The 18,880-nt window shown below is 45.9% G+C and carries 20 protein-coding genes and 1 other annotated feature; of the genes, 13 read left to right on the plus strand and 7 right to left on the minus strand.

The features are described 5' to 3' along the window. Nucleotides 1-113: 113 nt before the first annotated feature. Both BW931_RS00625 and BW931_RS00630 read left to right on the plus strand, forming a co-directional pair. On the plus strand, nucleotides 114-959 hold the full coding sequence (locus BW931_RS00625; RefSeq protein WP_008590123.1) for a YitT family protein: 846 nt from the start codon (nucleotides 114-116) through the stop codon (nucleotides 957-959). A 52-nt stretch (nucleotides 960-1,011) separates the two neighbouring features. Then, the gene (locus BW931_RS00630) at nucleotides 1,012-1,980 is read left to right on the plus strand and encodes a BsuPI-related putative proteinase inhibitor (protein ID WP_076569136.1); all 969 of its coding nucleotides are present in this window, start codon (nucleotides 1,012-1,014) and stop codon (nucleotides 1,978-1,980) included. Nucleotides 1,981-2,042: 62 nt separating this feature from the next. Here the strand turns inward: BW931_RS00630 and BW931_RS00635 are convergent, their stop codons facing one another. Further along, nucleotides 2,043-2,306, minus strand: coding sequence for a NifU N-terminal domain-containing protein (locus tag BW931_RS00635; protein WP_076569138.1), 264 nt, complete (start codon nucleotides 2,304-2,306; stop codon nucleotides 2,043-2,045). 144 nt (nucleotides 2,307-2,450) lie between these two features. On the opposite strand from BW931_RS00635, the gene BW931_RS00640 reads away from it, so the two are divergent. Together BW931_RS00640 and BW931_RS00645 are read left to right on the plus strand one after the other, a co-directional pair. Next, a complete protein-coding gene (locus BW931_RS00640) occupies nucleotides 2,451-3,278 on the plus strand; it encodes a DUF2785 domain-containing protein (RefSeq protein ID WP_076569140.1) in 828 nt (275 codons plus the stop codon). A gap of 15 nt (nucleotides 3,279-3,293) precedes the next feature. After that, nucleotides 3,294-3,746 (plus strand): hypothetical protein, encoded by a 453-nt coding sequence (locus BW931_RS00645; protein WP_084193813.1) that lies wholly within the window; start codon nucleotides 3,294-3,296, stop codon nucleotides 3,744-3,746. A gap of 133 nt (nucleotides 3,747-3,879) precedes the next feature. Here the strand turns inward: BW931_RS00645 and BW931_RS00650 are convergent, their stop codons facing one another. Next, on the minus strand, nucleotides 3,880-4,707 hold the full coding sequence (locus tag BW931_RS00650) for a Cof-type HAD-IIB family hydrolase (protein ID WP_076569142.1): 828 nt from the start codon (nucleotides 4,705-4,707) through the stop codon (nucleotides 3,880-3,882). Between the two features lie 119 nt (nucleotides 4,708-4,826). Between BW931_RS00650 and BW931_RS00655 the strand changes: the two genes are divergently transcribed. Both BW931_RS00655 and BW931_RS00660 read left to right on the plus strand, forming a co-directional pair. Continuing rightward, complete coding sequence (locus BW931_RS00655; RefSeq protein WP_008590110.1) at nucleotides 4,827-5,591, plus strand: alpha/beta fold hydrolase; 765 nt, start codon at nucleotides 4,827-4,829, stop codon at nucleotides 5,589-5,591. 68 nt (nucleotides 5,592-5,659) lie between these two features. After that, the gene (locus BW931_RS00660) at nucleotides 5,660-5,971 is read left to right on the plus strand and encodes a metal-sulfur cluster assembly factor (RefSeq protein WP_008590109.1); all 312 of its coding nucleotides are present in this window, start codon (nucleotides 5,660-5,662) and stop codon (nucleotides 5,969-5,971) included. A 96-nt stretch (nucleotides 5,972-6,067) separates the two neighbouring features. Here BW931_RS00660 and BW931_RS00665 read toward each other — a convergent pair whose 3' ends face one another. After that, the gene (locus BW931_RS00665) at nucleotides 6,068-6,880 is read right to left on the minus strand and encodes an undecaprenyl-diphosphate phosphatase (protein WP_008590107.1); all 813 of its coding nucleotides are present in this window, start codon (nucleotides 6,878-6,880) and stop codon (nucleotides 6,068-6,070) included. A gap of 85 nt (nucleotides 6,881-6,965) precedes the next feature. Beyond that, nucleotides 6,966-7,142, minus strand: coding sequence for a YjzD family protein (locus BW931_RS00670; RefSeq protein WP_008590105.1), 177 nt, complete (start codon nucleotides 7,140-7,142; stop codon nucleotides 6,966-6,968). A 299-nt stretch (nucleotides 7,143-7,441) separates the two neighbouring features. On the opposite strand from BW931_RS00670, the gene BW931_RS00675 reads away from it, so the two are divergent. Together BW931_RS00675 and fabF are read left to right on the plus strand one after the other, a co-directional pair. Further along, the gene (locus tag BW931_RS00675) at nucleotides 7,442-8,380 is read left to right on the plus strand and encodes a beta-ketoacyl-ACP synthase III (protein WP_076569144.1); all 939 of its coding nucleotides are present in this window, start codon (nucleotides 7,442-7,444) and stop codon (nucleotides 8,378-8,380) included. An 82-nt stretch (nucleotides 8,381-8,462) separates the two neighbouring features. Next, a complete protein-coding gene (fabF, locus tag BW931_RS00680) occupies nucleotides 8,463-9,704 on the plus strand; it encodes a beta-ketoacyl-ACP synthase II (RefSeq protein WP_076569146.1) in 1,242 nt (413 codons plus the stop codon). A gap of 65 nt (nucleotides 9,705-9,769) precedes the next feature. Here the strand turns inward: fabF and BW931_RS00685 are convergent, their stop codons facing one another. The 3 genes from BW931_RS00685 to BW931_RS00695 all read right to left on the minus strand — a co-directional run bounded on the left by BW931_RS00685 (nucleotide 9,770) and on the right by BW931_RS00695 (nucleotide 12,662). Further along, nucleotides 9,770-10,747, minus strand: coding sequence for an LCP family protein (locus BW931_RS00685; RefSeq protein ID WP_076569148.1), 978 nt, complete (start codon nucleotides 10,745-10,747; stop codon nucleotides 9,770-9,772). Between the two features lie 236 nt (nucleotides 10,748-10,983). Continuing rightward, nucleotides 10,984-11,988: a tryptophan--tRNA ligase gene (gene trpS / locus BW931_RS00690; protein ID WP_076569150.1), complete on the minus strand. Its 1,005-nt coding sequence runs from the start codon at nucleotides 11,986-11,988 to the stop codon at nucleotides 10,984-10,986. Nucleotides 11,989-12,050: 62 nt separating this feature from the next. Continuing rightward, nucleotides 12,051-12,245: a binding site (T-box leader), on the minus strand. A gap of 36 nt (nucleotides 12,246-12,281) precedes the next feature. Further along, nucleotides 12,282-12,662: a DUF3899 domain-containing protein gene (locus BW931_RS00695; RefSeq protein ID WP_076569152.1), complete on the minus strand. Its 381-nt coding sequence runs from the start codon at nucleotides 12,660-12,662 to the stop codon at nucleotides 12,282-12,284. A 279-nt stretch (nucleotides 12,663-12,941) separates the two neighbouring features. Between BW931_RS00695 and BW931_RS00700 the strand changes: the two genes are divergently transcribed. The 5 genes from BW931_RS00700 to BW931_RS00720 all read left to right on the plus strand — a co-directional run bounded on the left by BW931_RS00700 (nucleotide 12,942) and on the right by BW931_RS00720 (nucleotide 18,845). Beyond that, nucleotides 12,942-14,618 carry a peptide ABC transporter substrate-binding protein gene (locus tag BW931_RS00700; protein WP_076569154.1) on the plus strand — a complete coding sequence of 559 codons (1,677 nt, stop codon included), beginning with the start codon at nucleotides 12,942-12,944 and terminating at the stop codon, nucleotides 14,616-14,618. A gap of 162 nt (nucleotides 14,619-14,780) precedes the next feature. Next, the gene (opp3b, locus tag BW931_RS00705; RefSeq protein ID WP_076569156.1) at nucleotides 14,781-15,707 is read left to right on the plus strand and encodes an oligopeptide ABC transporter permease; all 927 of its coding nucleotides are present in this window, start codon (nucleotides 14,781-14,783) and stop codon (nucleotides 15,705-15,707) included. 6 nt (nucleotides 15,708-15,713) lie between these two features. After that, nucleotides 15,714-16,844 (plus strand): oligopeptide ABC transporter permease, encoded by a 1,131-nt coding sequence (opp3C, locus tag BW931_RS00710; RefSeq protein ID WP_076569158.1) that lies wholly within the window; start codon nucleotides 15,714-15,716, stop codon nucleotides 16,842-16,844. Between the two features lie 16 nt (nucleotides 16,845-16,860). Further along, entirely contained in the window at nucleotides 16,861-17,913 is a 1,053-nt protein-coding gene (locus tag BW931_RS00715) for an ABC transporter ATP-binding protein (protein ID WP_076569160.1), read from the plus strand. Continuing rightward, a complete protein-coding gene (locus tag BW931_RS00720) occupies nucleotides 17,910-18,845 on the plus strand; it encodes an ABC transporter ATP-binding protein (RefSeq protein ID WP_076569162.1) in 936 nt (311 codons plus the stop codon). The genes BW931_RS00715 and BW931_RS00720 overlap by 4 nt, the downstream gene beginning before the upstream one ends. Nucleotides 18,846-18,880: the final 35 nt, after the last annotated feature.

Genomic DNA, 18,880 nt, shown 5'->3' on the forward strand with positions numbered 1-18,880 from the left:
TTAGAGTGAGTTCTATGTTAAGTTTATGTCTAAGAAGTTATTTAGTCAAAGTATACCATATGTTCATTTCAGTAATAATAATCTATAATTAAAAAAGACAGGGGGGGAGCACCATGTTTACATTTGAAACGAAAAGGATCATCGTCGTTATTATAGGTGCACTGTTTAACGCAGTCAGCCTGAACTTATTTCTCATAGAAGCAAATGTTTACGCAAGCGGTTTTACCGGTATGGCCCAGCTCTTAACGAGTATCATTCAGGATTTTCTGGACATCCATTTTATCAGCACCGGAATCATATTATTTATTCTGAACATACCTGTTGCGATACTCGGTTGGCTGAAAGTAGGAAAAGGGTTTACTGTGTACAGCGCAATATCAGTGGCTTTTACGACATTTTTCCTCGAAGTTATACCGCTTTTGCAATTGTCGGAGGACATTATACTTAACGCTGTGTTCGGTGGCGTGCTCGGGGGTGTCGGTGTAGGTATCACCCTTAAATGGGGGGCGTCCACCGGAGGGCTTGATATTATCGCTATGGTCCTCTCCCGGATGAAAGACCGGCCAATCGGCACTTATTTCCTTATAATCAACAGTGCTATCATCGCCGTAGCCGGCCTGATTTATAAACCGGAAAACGCTTTATATACTTTGCTGACTCTATACGTTACGACGCGGGTGATTGATGCAATACATACCCGTCATGAAAAACTGACAGCGATGATTATTACTTCGAAGGCAGAAGATATGGAAGAGGCAATCCACGCTCAGGTGGTCCGGGGTATTACTACGTTACCGGCAAGAGGGGCTTTCACCGGTGAGGACAAAAATATGCTGATAATGGTTATCTCCCGCTACGAGCTTTACGATCTTCAACATATTATTCACGATGTCGATGACCGGGCGTTCACCAATATTGTCCAGACCACCGGTGTCTTCGGCTTCTTCCGAAAAGAATGAAAATAAGGTACATTAGTAAAGTGGTATAACAGTCCTGTAAGGGGGAAATGAAATGAAAAAATGGTGGATGGCAATTCTGATCACAGGAGTTATTGGTCTTTCGGCGTGTGGAGCCGATGAAACGGGTAAGACAGAAGAAAAGAAAAATGAGGAAGAGAGCGAACAGCAGAATAACGGAGAAAATGAAGAAAAGAAAACGAGTGACGAGAGTAACGGACAGGTACTGGCTGAACAGCTTGCAGTGAAAAGCAGTGCTGAAACTTCAGGGAAAAAAGCCGATATTAGTTTCTCTTTGACGAATGAAGGTGAAGAAGCTGTAGAAGCAGGATTCCTGTCGGGACAGCAGTTCGATGTCCGCGTAACGGATCAAAAGGGTGAAAATGTGTACACTTTTTCTGCTGATCGCTCATTTACACAGGCTAAAACATCCGAAAATATAGAAGCCGGACAAAAGCTTGAGAATGCAGTAGAGTGGAAAGAGAACGTGACGCCTGGAGAATATGAAGCGACGGTGACATTTCTGGTCAATACGGTAAACGGTGATAAAGTGAAGGACATGGAGTTTACTTCCACTTCAGCTTTCACTATCGAGAAACAGAAAGAAAGTTCTTCCGAAGAGTCAGGAAGTGCTGAGGGAGAAGGAACTGAACAAGGTACAGAGGAAGAAGGAGACCCGGAACCATCCGAGCCATCGAGTTCTGTGGAAGGCAATGACGCTTTTCGTAACCTTGAACTGTCCGGGGAAAAAGGAAACTATACAGTGAGCGGGGAAGCCCGCGTTTTCGAAGGAGACTTCCTCTACAGAGTAGAAGACGGCCATAATGAACTGATTTCGGAAACGACTGTTCAAGTGGATGCGGGGGCGCCGAACTGGTCGCAATTTGAGCTCGCCATTTCCATCCCTGAATCTGAGTTGCCGGATTCCGGAGCAATTACGCTTATGATTTACGACAGAAATGCCAAGGACAATGAACCTGTGAACGTTAATTACGTACCTCTTGACCGATTCGGGGAAAAATGAGCCCGGAAAGACGGATAAAGTAAAAGAAGACTCTGAGACAGCCTTTCTGTCTCAGAGTCTTCTTAATAGCCGGCTTCTTTGACTGCAGCTTCCACTTTCGGAGTCAGCTGATCCCAGTCGGCATCCGGTTTTTTATTGACAGTAATGAAATTTTGGAAGCCGAATACGTTATCGACTCCTTCGAGTTCCATCAGTGCATTCATAATCGGGAAATCGCTCGTCTGTCCCGGCATTACGGACACACTTCCATCCCCGGGGAAAATACGGGAATCCGTCGTGAATTTTCTGGCATTGGGATTCGGTGTTTCTTCTACAACTACGCCCATTTAAAAAACCTCCTTGTAACCTTTGTACTTATTCATTTTAGCAGAAAAAGGGCGGGAGCAAAACGAAGAAACAAAACATTCTATTCGTTGCGAAGGTTTGTGGTACAATAAAAACACTTTTTGAGTAGTAATAGAGGTGAACATATGAAGAACAGACTTAAAGAAACGCTGGAAGAAATTAAGGAAAACGACTATACTCTTCCTGAACGCGTCAACCAGCAGGAAATAACGACAGTGATGCTCCAGAATATGGGGGCGGTGGACCCTTATTTACGTTCGGAACTTATTCACAATATATTGTCCACTTTCATCCAAAGAGAAAAATACTCAGATCAGCAGCTTAGAAATATGCTCACATCTCTGATGAATAAAAATTATTTATTTTATAGAATCAATACGTCCAAACAGGAAGAGGACGCTGTGTTCCGTCGCAGTTATTCAGTATTACTCATGTCCCCCATCCTCTCCCGACATTCAAGTAACGCTTTCCTTTCCGAGGAAAATATACACCGGGTATGGGAAAACCTGAAAAAATACATGAAGCAGGAACATGATCATCGCGGTTACGTGAAAGGGAAAGGCTGGGTGCATACGATGGCTCACGCCGGCAAAGCACTTAACAGCCTGTCCGCCTGCGCGTGTATTACAGGGGAGGAAGTGAAAGGAATGCTGCCGATCATCCGTGAACAATTTCTCATAGACAGACCTTACCTGTTCGATGAAGAAGAGCATATGGTGACTGCGATTATAACTATGTTCGATAAGATAGAAAAAGAAGAAAAGGTCGCGTGGCTATGGACTTTCCTCTATGAACGGGAAAATTGGAAGGATCCGGAGGAAGATCTTATCATTAATAACGGTAAGCATCTGCTCCGCGCTCTTTATTTCCGACTGATTGATGAAGAGGAAGAAGAAATTTGTGAGGTTTTACTTCAGATATTAAGGGAATTAAGAACTCAGGAGCACTACTAAAAGGAGGGGACGGGCATGATCAAAAAAATCGGAGCGTGGATCGGCACTATTGCAGGTGTCGCTCTTGGAGGTTTTCTTTACGGCATAGAGAAGATTTTTGGTCTTTCCGTCTACACCCTTCTGATGAACGTGGATTTTATTCCGGGAGTCCGTCATGCGATGGGTCACCCTGCACTGGAATGGATGCTTCATCTATCTGTCTCTTTGAGCATAGGTTTTATTTTCGTTTATATAGTTGAAAAGAGAAAAGCCTGGGACTCGACATTCCGTTTTGTACTTTCAGGGGTGCTGTCCGCAGGCGCTGCACTTACGTATGTGCCGCTGACTCTTCTCGCTATACAGGAAACCCCCTCGCTTCGGGACGGGAAGGCAATTTCTCTCTGGCTTGCAGGACATGCCGTATTCGGATTGGTCCTGTCGGGCAGTTATGATGTGCTGAAATGGAAAGACCGCCCTGCTGCTGTCTGACAGAGAAAAAAAGATGAGGAGTCAGTTTACAGGTGGCTGCCTTTTTTTAGAGTAGATACCAGGTTGATATAATAAATTAAGAAGTCCTGGCGTGATCAGCATGCCAGGACTTCTCTTTCATACCATCAAGCAATTATCGTATGGAAGGTTTCATTTGAAAATAACTGTTAAGGAAATGGGCGATGCCGTCTTCTTCGTTAGAAGCGGTCGTTTCATCGGCAATTGATTTAAGCCCGTCAATCGCATTCCCCATCGCCACTCCTGTGCCGGCGTAATCTATCATTTCGAAGTCGTTGTCCTCATCACCGAAAGCTATAATCCTCTCGCGTGGTATGCGGTAGTAGTGGGCAATCTTATGAAGTCCTACCGCTTTGTTCAATCCTGACCGGACAATTTCGATAACGTGCCATGGAGCGCCCCATCGCCTATGATCGATGGCTTCGGCATGTTTGTCGAGCTCTTCGCGGATATACTTCACTTTTTCCATGTCTCCTTCTTTCGGTTGAATAAGCAGGGACGTGGGATCGGTTTTCAAATGGTTGGTGAGCGGGCCCACGGTTACGGGATGTTCGTTCGTATCGAATATTTTCATCATGTCTTCGTCGTAATAATGAAGGTGGACGTGATCCTTTACTTCGGCGAGAATATTCTTCACACCCATTTCGTTTGCCATGTGGATGATCTCTCTTGCTTTTCGTAAAGGGAGAGGGGAGTGGATAGCATCCCACTTCTGGTTCAGTGGATGGTGGATAAGTGCCCCGTTGAAGTTCACCATCGGAGTATCCAGTCCAAGTTCGTGATAATATTTAATACTGGCCCTGTGCGGACGGCCGGTAGATATAACTACGATATGGCCTTCCTGAATAATCTGTTGTACGGCTGCCTTCGTACTGGGACTGATCGTTTTTTCATCTGTGAGAAGTGTTCCGTCCAAGTCCAGCGCAATTATATGTTTATTCATTTCGTCACCTCGACTATTGGAAATATGTAAAACTTTCCAATGAAATTTGTGAATGTTACTATTAACTGAGAATATTCGTATTTTACCAAAGTAAATTAAGAAAAGAAAGGAAAGAGCCAATGATTTCAGTACAACGCGAGTCATGGAGAGGAATTCCGCTTCTGCACGTCACCGAAGCGGCGAAACAGGGAGAACCGCTCCCGGTATTTACATATTTCCACGGATTCACTTCCGCCAAAGAACACAACTTACCACAGGCTTATCTGCTTGCGGAGAAAGGGTACCGTGTGCTGCTCCCGGACAGTCTGTACCACGGAGAGCGCGAAGAAAAACTGCACCAGCAGCAGCTCAATCTCAAATTCTGGGATATTGTTTACCAAAACCTGAAAGAACTCCAGGTTCTGTATGATGAACTGGAAATCCGTGATCTGCTGGAAGGGGACCGTTTCGGAGTCGGCGGTACTTCCATGGGCGGCATTACGACTACGGCGGCTTTGACGATGTACCCGTGGATAAATGCGGCCTGCGTCATGATGGGATCTCCGAAACCGGTAGAGTTTTCAAAAAAGATAATAGAGGACGTAAGAGCAAGTGGAGGAGAGCTTCCTGTCAGTGACGAAGAATTGAACAGTCTGTACTGGGCGCTTTCTACGATAGATCTCTCGCTTCATCCTGAGAAATTGAAGGAGAGACCGCTTTTCTTCTGGCATGGAGATGCGGATCCTGTTGTGCCGTTCACTCACAGCTATGAGTTTTACAACGAAGTGGAGTGTCAATACAGAAACAAGCAGGCGATCCGTCATATCAAAGAACCGGGGAGGGATCACAAAGTAAGCCGGAGTGGTATTCTGGAGATGACGAAGTGGCTTGAAAAAATATTGTAGCGAAAAATTTAACGTTCGCTCTATTTTTCGTTATAATACGTATAAGAAGATAAGAAGGAGGCTGAATAATGACTACTGCAATCGAAGAAAACGCAATGGGTGCTCTTGAAAACGTTATTGACCCGGAACTTGGTATCGACATCGTGAACTTAGGCTTGGTATATGGCGTAGACGTAGATGAAAATAATAAGGCGGTTGTTACGATGACCCTTACTGCGATGGGATGCCCATTGGCAGGACACATCGAGCAGGATGTAAAACGCGCTTTATCCGATCTCCCTGAAATTGATGAAATTCAGGTAAATATCGTATGGAACCCGCCGTGGAGCAAAGATCGCATGAGCCGCTATGCGAAGATAGCTCTTGGTATTCCGGATTGATTTATACGAAATCAAAAAATTCCCCCCGAAGGCTGCGTGCTAGTACAGACGCTTTCCTCCGGAGGGAATTTTTTATGCTGATACTCCGGTCGCTGCTCAGGATAAAAACAGCAGGACGAGAATACCGACAGCGAAACAATAGTAGGCGAAATACTTCAGGTTACCGTTGGCCATAACGTTCATGAACCAGCGAAGGGAATAATAGGAAGCTACTATGGAACCGGCAAAAGCCAGTACGTAAGCAGCCCATAATTGTCCGCTTTTTGCTCCGAGAATGTCTTCGAGTGAAAGAAGCATCGAACCGAGACTTACCGGGATAAATAGAAGGAAAGAGAAGCGCAGAGCCGTTTCCTGCTTCATCCCGAGCAGCATGGCGGCTACAATAGTCGCTCCTGAACGACTGATGCCGGGTATGAGGGCCACCCCTTGGGCAAGTCCCACAATAACCGCATCTTTCATTGTCAGGTTCCTGTCGTTTTTCCCCCCGCGTATGTTTCTTATAACCCAGAGAGCCAGTCCCGTTACGAGCAGCGTCGCTCCCACAATCCATACGGCATCGAGGTTACTGTCTATATAATCTCCGAATACAACTCCGAGAATACCTGCAGGAATAGTCGCAACTACAAGGTAGAGGATGAAATCAAAGTCTTCTTTATGTGCTTTTTCCTGTTTGAAAATGTATCCGAAACCGTTCCGGATGAGGCGGGTAATATCATTCCGGTAAATGATAAGCACGGCAATCAATGAACCGAAGTTGACGAGAACAAGAAAATCAAGCCCTTCATCGCTCAGGGAAATAAGTTCCTGTAAAATGACCAGATGTCCGCTTGAAGAGATGGGGATCGGTTCCGTAAATCCCTGAAATATGCCCAATAGTAAGTATTTGATCCATAACCATATCGCTTCCAATGTAAAAAAGCCTCCTTCTGATTAAACTTCTGTTTGCAGTACGGGTCTTCCACCATTAAAAAAAGAAGCGCGCTGAGCGCTTCTTTTAAGCTTCTTCCTCTTTCAGACCTACTTCTCCGAGTAATATAACTGCGCCCGTGAATATGGCAGTCATTAAAATGACCTGAAGCATGGAGAAATCAACCTGATTCATGTTGCTTATTACGTAAGCAGTCATGAAGCTGAATAGGAATGACCATAGAATCGTGTAAAGAATACGCATTGTTATTCACCTCAATTATGTACAATCTTACTACTCATATTACCAAAAGCCGGAAAGAAATAAAACAAAAAAACATATTTCAACGCGTATCTTCAGGAGAAAAGAGGCCAGGAGGACCTTCTGTCATATGATATTTACGAAAAAATCAGGATCGGGAGGGTTCGCCGAAAAGGCGGGGTCAGCCTGAATCTTCGCGGAATAAGGCGATTCTCCGGCCAAAGTGCTTGCAGACAGGTATAATTTACATTAGAATTAGCACCAAGTAATAAGATTAGATTATACCTTAAGGGGATGAAAACATGAATGCTGGATTTCTCGGAATTGGACATTACACACCCGAAAAAGTGCTTACTAATAAGGATATGGAACAAATTGTAGATACAAGTGATGAATGGATACGCACCCGTACGGGGATCGAAGAAAGAAGGATTGCAGCTGATGGGGAAGATACTTCTGATATGTCTTACAATGCGGCAGTCAATGCTCTTGAAGACGCCGGTATGACAGCGGAGGATCTGGACATGATCATTGTCGCTACGGTTACACCGGATCAGCCTTTCCCTTCCGTATCGGCCATGCTTCAGCATAAACTCGGCGCCAATAAAGTTGCTGCCATGGACGTTGGGGCAGCGTGTGCCGGTTTCATGTACGGTGTGATCACCGCTAAACAGTTCATTGATACTGGAGCCTATAAAAACATTCTCGTAGTCGGAACCGAGAAACTTTCGAAAATTACCGACTGGGAAGACCGTAATACGTGCGTGCTGTTCGGAGACGGATCCGGTGCTGCAGTGATCGGTCCGGTAGACGACGAAAAAGGAATACTATCTTTCGAACTTGGTGCCGATGGATCGGGCGGACCGCATCTGTATCAGGACCAGAAGGATGCACTTCAGATGAACGGCCGTGAAGTGTTTAAGTTTGCTGTGCGTCAGATGCCCGAGTCTTCCGTGAATGTCGTGAAAAAAATCGGTCTGAAAGAAGAGGATGTAGACTTTCTCGTGCCTCATCAGGCGAACATCCGTATTATGGAAGCTGCCAGAGAACGTCTCGGCATCCCTCCGGAGAAAATGGCCACAACTATCAGGAAGTACGGGAACACTTCTTCAGCATCTATCCCTGTCGCTTTGTCAGAAGAAGTGAAAGCAGGTAAAATCAAAAACGGAGACCTCGTAGTCCTCGTCGGATTCGGCGGCGGATTGACGTGGGGTGCAGTCGCACTGCGCTGGGGCAAATAAAGCTCTGAGGTTTCACGGACGAGGTGAACCGAAAAGTAACTTATAGATAATATTCAGTGAATTTTTAAGGAGGAAGTAGAGGATGGATAATAAGCGAGTCGTTATTACCGGTCTGGGTGCCGTAACACCCTTAGGTAATAATGTCGAAGATACATGGAACAGTATAAAGAAAGGAGAGTCGGGTATAGGCCCCATGACTAAAATGGACCCTGCCAATTACCCGGTCTCCGTGGCGGCCGAGCTGAAAGATTTCGACGTCTCGCCGTATGTGGATAAGAAAGAAGCCAGACGGATGGATCCATTCGTCCAGTACGCAGTAGCAGCTTCCCACATGGCCGTAAAGGATGCAAACCTTGAAATCACCGAAGAAATCGCTCCGCGTACCGGTGTGTGGATCGGCTCAGGAATTGGCGGCATGGGCACGTATGAATCAGAGTTCGAGAAGTTTCAGAAGAAGGGATATCGGCGCGTGAGCCCATTTTTTATCCCTATGATGATTCCGGATATGGCCGCCGGTCAGGTTTCCATCTCGCTGGGCGCCAAAGGCATCAACTCGTGTACGGTAACAGCCTGTGCCTCGGGTGCCAACTCTATCGGAGATGCCTTCAAAGTGATACAGCGGGGAGACGCCGACATTATGATTGCCGGCGGGACAGAAGCTCCGATGATTCAAATGGCTTTTGCCGGCTTCTCTTCAGCGAAGGCCCTCTCACTGAATGAGGATCCGGCCAGAGCGAGCCGACCTTTCGACCGGAACCGGGACGGGTTCGTAATGGGAGAGGGCGCAGGCGTTGTCATTCTCGAGACGCTTGAGTCCGCGAAAAATAGAGGCGCTAAAATATACGGTGAAATTACCGGTTACGGTTCTACAGGGGACGCTCACCATGTTACGGCTCCTGCTCCGGAAGGCGAGGGTGCTGCAAGAGCCATGAGTCAAGCTCTTGAAGATGCCGAAATCAGCAGGGAGACTGTTGATTACATTAACGCTCATGGTACCTCTACGGAACTTAATGATAAATATGAAACGATTGCCACTAAAACCGTGTTCGGGGATCATGCCTACAAATTGGCCATGTCTTCCACGAAGTCCATGACCGGACACCTTTTAGGAGCGGCCGGAGCGATAGAAGCGATCTTTTCCCTGAAGGCTATCAATGAGAGTATTCTCCCTCCTACAATAAATCATGAGGAAGCGGATCCTGAGTGTGACCTTGACTATGTACCAAACGAAGCAAGATCCAAGGAAATTCAGACAGTAATGAGTAACTCCCTCGGTTTCGGAGGACACAACGTTGCGCTGATTTTTGAGAAATATGCAGACTGACTTTGTAATCTATTAATAAATTACAAAAAAGCCTTCCCTGACCATCTCTAGGGAAGGCTTTTAGCTTATTCCAGAAATTCCTGGATCGTTCTTGCTGTCTCTTCTGTATCGTGATTCAGTACCAGACCGATAGGGTACTCTTTACGTTCATTCCACGTATTGTCATCAGTCGGTATGCGTAGTTTTTCAATATCCTCCACAGGGTTCAAAAGAAAGTCCTTGGCCAGGGAAAGAGTTTTCCCGGTGCCGAGGTTCGTATCGACGTAAGGCTGGATTGTACCGATCAGCCGAGGTGTTTTTAATACACCGTTCAGGGAAATGATTTCCTCTTTTAAACGGGTGATCACCTGCTGCTGGCGGCGGACACGTCCGTAATCCCCTTCCGCATCTTTGCGGAAACGTGCATACCCGAGCAGTTCCTTTCCGTCCAGTTTCTGTTCCCCTTTCTCAAGATCGATTTTGCCTGCGCTATCTTCGAAGTTCATATCTTTTTCCACATCGATACGAAGTCCTTCCGGAGCGATAGTATCCACAATTTGTGTGAAGCCGTCAAAATCTACAAGAGAGTAATACTCCAACTCCACACCAAAATTTTCTTTTATCGTTTTCCGCATCAGTTCCGGACCGCCAATGGCGAATGCAGCATTTATTTTATTATATCCGTGGCCGGGTATTTTGACGTATGTGTCTCTCATAATGGAGACCAGTTTCGCTGACTGGGCACCCGGATCGTACTGGGCAATCATAATTGTATCGGTACGGGATTTTTCCGAGCCGCGCTGATCACTTCCGAGCATCAGGACGTTCGTTTTTCCATCCCCGTTATCCGTACCTTCCCATTCTTTCTTATACTCACTGTTCATTTCACCAGAAGAGTCCTTGGCGTCTGCAGAAGCCGTCCCTTCCGCGTTGTGTTTTCCACTCAAATATTCAAAAGCCGTGTAACCGACGACTGTCAATGTTAAAATCAATATAAGTGCGACGAACAATTTCAGTTTTCTTTTACTTTTTCTTCGTCTGCGCACTGCACGGCTTGAAGCCATAATTATTCCCCTTTCCCGTAGCTTACCAATTCAAATGTACCTTGTATCCTTTCATAAGTAAAGAAGGAATTGAACGTATTATACCGTACTCCAGATACTTACATAAAGTACGAAATCATATCTGTATTTTTGAGCGTTCATACCAATTTATCCGTTGGTCCGCTTCCTTAATGTAAAAACAAAAACCGGAACCTGAAAAAGTTCCGGTTTGTACCGTATGGAAAGTTTCTTGAGATTCATCTTCTTTTTTGATGAACGCGTCCGAGTCCCATCGCTTTTTTCGCTTTTTTCAACGTCTTTTCTGCAGAAGCATTCGCTTTACCGGCTCCTTCATCAAGAATCAGGTCCAGTTCTTCGGAATGGAGAAGCTCGTAGTACTTTTCCTGGATAGGGGAGAGGACTTCGACGACAGCCTCCGCTACGTCTGCTTTGAAGTCTCCGTACCCCTGCCCCTGGTAAGCATTTGTCAACTCCTCCGGCGAACGGCCGGTACAGACGGAATAAATGGTAATCAGGTTTGAAATTCCCGGCTTATTATCGGGGTCGAATTCTACGATTCCTTCCGAATCCGTCACGGCGCTCCTGATTTTCTTTCTTATCGTATCAGGAGCATCGAGCATTGAAATGAATGCTTTTGTGTTGGCGTCGGATTTACTCATCTTCTTGTCGGGCTTCTGGAGAGACATGATCCGGGCCCCGGTAGTGGGTATGCTGACTTCGGGTACCGTGAAAACGTTGTTGTACTTATTGTTGAAACGTTCTGCAAGCGTCCGTGTAAGTTCGAGATGCTGTTTCTGATCTTCGCCTACTGGTACAGTCTCTGTCTGATAAAGAAGGATATCTGCAGCCATAAGCGGCGGATATGTGAGAAGTCCGGAAGAAACCCCGTCTCTGCCGCCTCCCTGTGATTTATCTTTGAACTGGGTCATCCGTTCAAGTTCCCCGATATAGCTGATACTCTGTAGCATCCAGCCAAGCTGAGTGTGGGCAGGTACTTCCGACTGAATGAACAGTGTGGATTTCCCTGGATCGATACCCACAGCAAGGTACAAAGCTGCAAGAGAACGGATATTGTCCCTCAATTTTAATCTGTCCTGTGGCATAGTAATCGCATGTTCGTCTACGATACAGAAGTAACAGTGGTGGTCCTCCTGCAGATCGACGAAGTGCTTCAACGCTCCCAAATAGTTGCCGAGAGTAAGTGTGCCACTCGGCTGAATACCTGAAAAAATAATGGACATAGTAATCGCTCCCTGTTTATATAATTAATTTCCTGCATACAAAAAGCATTCCTCTCTGCCTGTGCAGGGACGAATGCTCGCGGTGCCACCCTAATTGCTGTATTGCGATCATACAGCCGACTTTAATCGTTAACGCCGATATACGGTGAAACTCCGGAAGCCCAATTTCCGTACTATGTCTTCGCTGTTCGCACCCACCACAGCGTCTCTGTACCAATAGAACATTGTACGTACTTATCTTCCATCCTTGTTCTCTGAATATATATTGTAATAGAAGTATAGGGAAACGGGTGCTAATTTGCAACCCCTGCATAGTAGAAGAACAAAAGCCCAAACATAATCATCAGCATAAAAACACCCTGGAAGAAAAACATCCGGAGCCAGCTGTGATTGACGGTTTCTGAGGGCAGAGGTTTTCCTTTCCATTCTTCAAGGTAATCCCGCTGTTTTGAAGTCTTATTGTAGAATCTGCGAAAACTGTAAGTGATTCCGTCGAAGAATCTTCCGCGGATCACCCACATCATAAGTGCGATGAATAAATAAAAGAATACTACGTAGAAAACGGAATTAATATAATACTTCAATGTATATGCAGGAGCGTTGAACAGAAAAAGCAGAGCGGTGATTACAAGATTAACGAGCAATACAAAGAAGGCCTTTTTTACGGCTTCCATATTCAAACACTCCTCACTATGTAACAAATCGTTACAATTATAGCACCGAATTTCGTCCCTTCAAAGATAAAGGTGGTGATAGTTGTAATGTTATTGTAATTTAATATAGGTCTTTAGACTTAAAAAACCGGTCGAATCCACTTTTGTAACAATGTTTATTTCAAAAATATTTAAAAAATTAATGCAAAATTTTAAGAAAACTTGTATAATTCAAATTGCGGGTTGTTCGAACCGCTGAATTTTCAGAATACATTTATAATAAGGGGAGGTCTTTTTCACATGAAGAAGTCGAATTGGTTATTGCTGGTGCTGACACTGGCGTTGAGTATGTTCCTGGCTGCCTGCTCCGGCGGAGGCGACAGCAGTAGTGAGGGCGGAGAAAGTTCCGGATCAGATAACGAAGGTTCCGGTGGGGACGGAGAACAGGTATTGAACCTTTCTGAATCCGCAGATATTCCGACGATGGATTCGTCCATGGCTACCGATACAGTTGCGTTCCAGTGGTTAGGTTCCACGAAAGACGGTCTGTATCGTCTGGATGAAGATGCCCAGGCAGAACCGGGTATCGCTAAAGATCACGAAATGAGCGAAGATGGCACTACTTATACATTCAACCTTCGTGAAGACGCAAAATGGTCCAACGGAGACCCTGTAACAGCGGAAGACTTCGTCTATGCGTGGCAACGTGCCGTAAACCCGGACACAGGTTCCGAGTACGGTCCGTACATGATGAACGGCGTCATTAAAAATGCCGAAGCGATTGCCAGCGGTGAGATGGAAGTTAGTGAACTTGGTGTTACTGCAAAAGATGAACATACGCTTGAAGTACAATTAGAACAGGCGACGCCTTACTTCGAATCTCTGACGGCGTTCGGAACGTTCCTTCCATTGAACCAGGACTTCGTTGAGGAGCAGGGGGATAACTACGCTCAGGAAGCGGATGCCCTTCTTTCTAACGGACCATTCAAGTTTGAAGAATGGAACCACGGTGAAGGCTGGACAGTAGTCAAGAATGAAGACTACTGGGATGCAGAGAACGTGAAACTTGATAAAATCGACGTAAACGTAGTGAAAGATACAGCGACAGGAGTGAACCTTTTCAACTCCGGTGAAATCGACCGGACAGGTCTTTCTTCTGAGTTCGTAGACGAATACCGTTCCTCGGAAGAGTTCCAGATCAAAGATGAACCTACTCTTTTCTATATTAAGATGAACCAGGAAGGCGAAGTGCTTTCGAACGTGAATGCACGTAAAGCTATCCAGTACGCAATCGACAGACAGGGTATGGTGGACGTCATTTTGAACAACGGTTCGAAACCTTCTACAGGACAGGTGCCTGAGAACTTCGTTTCTCACCCTGAATCCGGAAAAGATTTCCGCGAACTGAACGGAGATCTCGTAACATCCGATCTTGAAAAAGCGAAAGAACACTGGACGAAGGCGAAAGAAGAGCTCGGTAAAGATTCTGTTGAGCTTGAGTACCTCGGCGGAGATACAGAGGTTGCTAAAAATCTTGATGCTTACATCAAAGATCAGCTGGAGCAGCTCGAAGGACTTTCCGTTAAAGTTAATTCCGTGCCGTTCGAAGTACGTCTGGAGCGCGACACGAGTATGAATTACCAGCTTCAGAACGCAGGTTGGGGACCTGACTACATCGACCCTAATACTTTCCTTAACTTGTGGCTGACAGACGGTGGTAACAACCATACCGGTTATGCAAGTGAAGAGTACGATAAACTGATCAATGAAGCGAATACAGATCTTGCCCAGGATCCTGAAGCCCGTTGGGAGAACTTCCTGAAGGCGGAGGAACTGCTTATGAAAGAAGATGCTGTACTTGCTCCACTTTATCAGCGTAGTGTGGCCCAGCTGCAGAAACCTTACGTAAAAGGTGTCTATGTAAACCCTATGGGTGCCGACTACACGTACAAGTATGCTTATATTGAAGGTAAATAAGAAGGACATTCTTAACTTTATATAGGCCAGTAACAAGAAAGGAGAGTATATGTCGGAGGACGTATGCTCTCTTTTTCCCTGTAAAGGAATTTTTCCGATAATACGGAACTTTCAGTCAATTAACTGCTTTAATAAGATTTTACAACCAGGAGGTGTCAGCATATGGTGCGTTACATATTAGAGAGACTTGTGTATATGTTAATAACGTTGCTGCTCATTGCAACGATGACGTTTTTCCTGATGAAGCTTCTGCCGGGTACACCTTTGAGTGCTGCAGATAAGCTGTCGGAAGAACAGCAGGCGATTGTTTTGGAGAAATACGGTTTGAATGACCCTCTCCCTGTCCAGTATTTCAATTATATTACCGGACTCTTCCAGGGGGATCTCGGACTATCTTTCCAATTTGATAATCGTGAAGTAACGACGATTCTGCTCGAAAGAATGGGACCTTCGATGACACTCGGGGCACAGTCTCTGATTTTAGGTACAATCATCGGTGTCCTGCTTGGGTTGCTGGCGGCGATTTATCACAATGGGGTCGTGGACTATGGTTCCACATTCATCGCGGTAATAGGTAAATCCATACCTTCTTTCGTTTTCGCAGGTATTCTCCAATTTTATTTAGGTGTTCAGTGGGGGCTTTTTCCAGTTGCTCTTTGGGAAGGCTGGGAATATACAATCTTACCAACCATAGCGTTGGCGATCTTCCCAATTGCAATTGCCGCACGTTACATGCGGACTGAAATGCTGGAAGTGCTGGGTTCCGATTTTATAACTACAGCGAGAGCAAAAGGAGTGAACAAGTTCGGAGTGGTATTCAAACACGGACTTCGTAACGCTCTCATTCCGATTATAACCATTATCGGACCGCTTGCTGTAAGTCTGATGACAGGTACGCTCGTAATTGAAAACATTTTCTCGGTACCGGGAATCGGAGAACAGTTCGTCAAATCCATCAACACAAACGACTACCCGATTATTATGGGGACGACACTTTTCTTCTCGTTCCTGTTCATCCTTATCATCCTGATCATTGACCTGTTATACGGGCTCATTGATCCAAGAATCCGACTGACAGAAGGAGATTAATTGAGTATGGAAAATCAAACACCTTCAAAAGATTTATTTGTACCTGTGGATCGCGAAAGAGAAGAGCAGCACGAAATAGGGAGGCCGAGCCTATCCTTCTGGAGAGATTCTATGATCCGTCTCCGGAAGAATAAGGGAGCGATGGCCGGGCTGGTTCTCCTTATTATCGTAGCGATTATGGCAATATTCGGACCTTACATGAATGAATACACAGCAAATGAACAGGATCTGTCGAGGGCTAAAATCCCTGCGAAGGTCGATGGGCTCGGCTGGCTCGGTCTTGATGGGACACTCTCCCAGATTGAAGAGGGGGACACGGTGGAAGCCGCCCGCTCCAGTGCACTTGCCCGATTCAGCAACGATGAAGAATTCACGGAAATAAATGTATTGAATGATGGCTCCGATGGCGGGGAAGCAAGAGTCGAAGCCGTACACGACCCATATGCAGCCAAAGGTATTGACTCTAACTTCTGGTTTGGAACAGACGGGCTCGGAAGGGATCAGTGGACGAGAGTATGGGAAGGAACAAGAATTTCTCTTTACATAGCTCTTCTTGCGGCTGCAATCGATATGGTGATCGGGGTTGCCTACGGCGGTATTTCCGCCTATTACGGCGGGCGTGTCGACAACTACATGCAACGTATCATTGAGATACTTACCGGTATACCGAACCTTGTCGTCGTCGTACTGATGATCCTCATTCTGGATCCGGGGATCATGTCCATTACCATTGCGCTCGTCATTACCGGGTGGATTCCAATGGCGAGAATAGTGAGGGGACAGGTACTGAAGCTGAAAAGCCAGGAATTTGTGCTCGCTTCCCAGACCCTCGGTTCCTCGGATAACAGGGTGATCAGAAAACACCTCGTACCTAACGTAATGGGACTGATCATCATTAATACGATGTTCACGATTCCATCAGCCATTTTCTTTGAAGCTTTTCTGAGTTTCATCGGCCTTGGGCTACCGACACCACAGGCATCTCTCGGTACGCTCATTGATGAAGGGTTCAAATCTCTGCAGATTTATCCGTTCATTCTGTTCTGGCCGGCGCTTATATTATCGATACTGATGATTGGATTTAACGTATTAGCAGACGGTCTTCGTGATGCATTCGATCCGAAGATGCGTGAATAGGAGAAAGGGGTACATCATGGATAACTTACTCGAAGTGAACAACCTGCACGTATCCTTTGATACCTACGGAGGCGAAGTGAAAGCAGTCCGGGGTGTGGATTTCAGTGTTAAAAAAGGGGAAACCCTTGCCATTGTAGGCGAGTCCGGTTCCGGTAAATCCGTAACAACGAAAGCTTTAATGGGACTTATACCAAGTCCTCCGGGCCGTATCAAAGAAGGGGAAATCCTTTTTGAGGGTAAAGACTTAACGAAAATGAAAGATAAAGAACTTTCCAAAATCCGCGGGAAAGATATAGCGATGATTTTTCAGGATCCGATGACTTCCCTGAACCCGACGATGAAAGTCGGCAATCAGATCATGGAAGGTTTGATCAAGCACCAGAAGAAGAGTAGAAGCGACGCAAAAAAAAGGGCTCTGGAACTTCTGGAACTCGTCGGAATCGCAAATGCCGAAGAGCGTCTTAAACAATATCCCCATCAGTTCTCAGGAGGGATGCGTCAGCGTGTAGTGATCGCTATTGCGCTTGCGTGTAATCCGAAGCTTCTTCTTGCAGATGAACCGACGACCGCTCTCGACGTTACCATTCAGGCACAGATTCTTGAAGTGATGAAAGATATTCAGAAGGAAATGGAGTCCGGTATCGTGTTCATCACTCACGATCTAGGAGTTGTGGCGAACGTAGCTGACAGAGTAGCTGTCATGTATGCCGGTAAAATAGTGGAGATCGGTAAAGTGGATGACATTTTCTACAACCCGAAACATCCCTATACGTGGGGGCTGCTCGGCTCCATGCCTTCGCTTGACAGTAATGACGACGAACTGTACGCCATCCCGGGATCTCCCCCGGATCTGATGCACCCGCCAAAGGGAGATGCTTTCGCTCCGCGCAGTGATTTCGCCATGAAAATCGATTTTGAACAGGAACCACCGATGTTCAAAGTATCAGATGATCACTACGCAGCTACCTGGCTTCTTCATGAGAATGCACCGGCCGTCCAGCCGCCTGAAAGTGTGCAGACTCGTATGAAAGGGACGACACAGGAAAGTGCGGGAGGAGATGGAGTATGAGTAAAGAAAAGCTGCTTGAGATCAACAACCTGAAACAGCACTTTAAAGCAGGAAGGAAAGGCGTCATCAAAGCAGTGGATGGCCTTAATTTCGATATATACAAAGGCGAAACTTTCGGGCTTGTAGGAGAGTCGGGGTGCGGTAAATCTACGACGGGCCGTACCATCATCCGCCTTTATGACGCAACAGACGGGGAAGTGCTTTTTAATGGAGAAGACGTACACAGTGTGAAAGATAAAAAAGAATTGAAGCGTTTCAATCGGGAAATGCAGATGATTTTTCAGGATCCTTACGCTTCTTTGAATCCCCGTATGAAAGTGGAGGATATTATAGCGGAAGGCCTCGATGTTCACGGCCTTGCTTCCAACGATCAGGAACGTAAAGATATCGTTGTGAACCTGCTTGAAACAGTAGGACTTAATGAAGACCATGCTAACCGCTACCCGCACGAATTCAGCGGGGGCCAGCGCCAGCGTCTCGGTATTGCACGGGCCCTGGCGGTAGACCCGAGCTTTATTATCGCTGACGAGCCGATTTCAGCTCTCGATGTTTCCATTCAGGCACAGGTGGTGAACCTGCTGAAGAAGCTGCAGAATGAGAAAAATCTCACTTATTTATTCATCGCTCATGACTTGTCGATGGTAAAATATATCAGTGACCGTATCGGAGTAATGTATTTCGGAAAAATGGTCGAACTGGCAGATGCTGATGATTTGTATGAGAATCCGATGCATCCGTATACAAAGTCCCTGTTATCAGCTATTCCTCTTCCGGATCCGGATTATGAAAGATCCAGAAGAAGATTCAACTACGACCCGAGTGATCACGATCAGAGTGAGGAACCTGAATTCCGTGAAGTGCGACCGGACCATTGGGTACTCTGTACGACAAAGGAAATGGAAAAGTATCAACAGGATCATCCGGGTAAGTAACCGGAAGGACCGCTTCTGCACAGAAGCGGTCCTTT

This window comes from Salimicrobium salexigens, from assembly GCF_900156705.1.
GTDB classification, from domain to species: domain Bacteria; phylum Bacillota; class Bacilli; order Bacillales; family Halobacillaceae; genus Salimicrobium; species Salimicrobium album.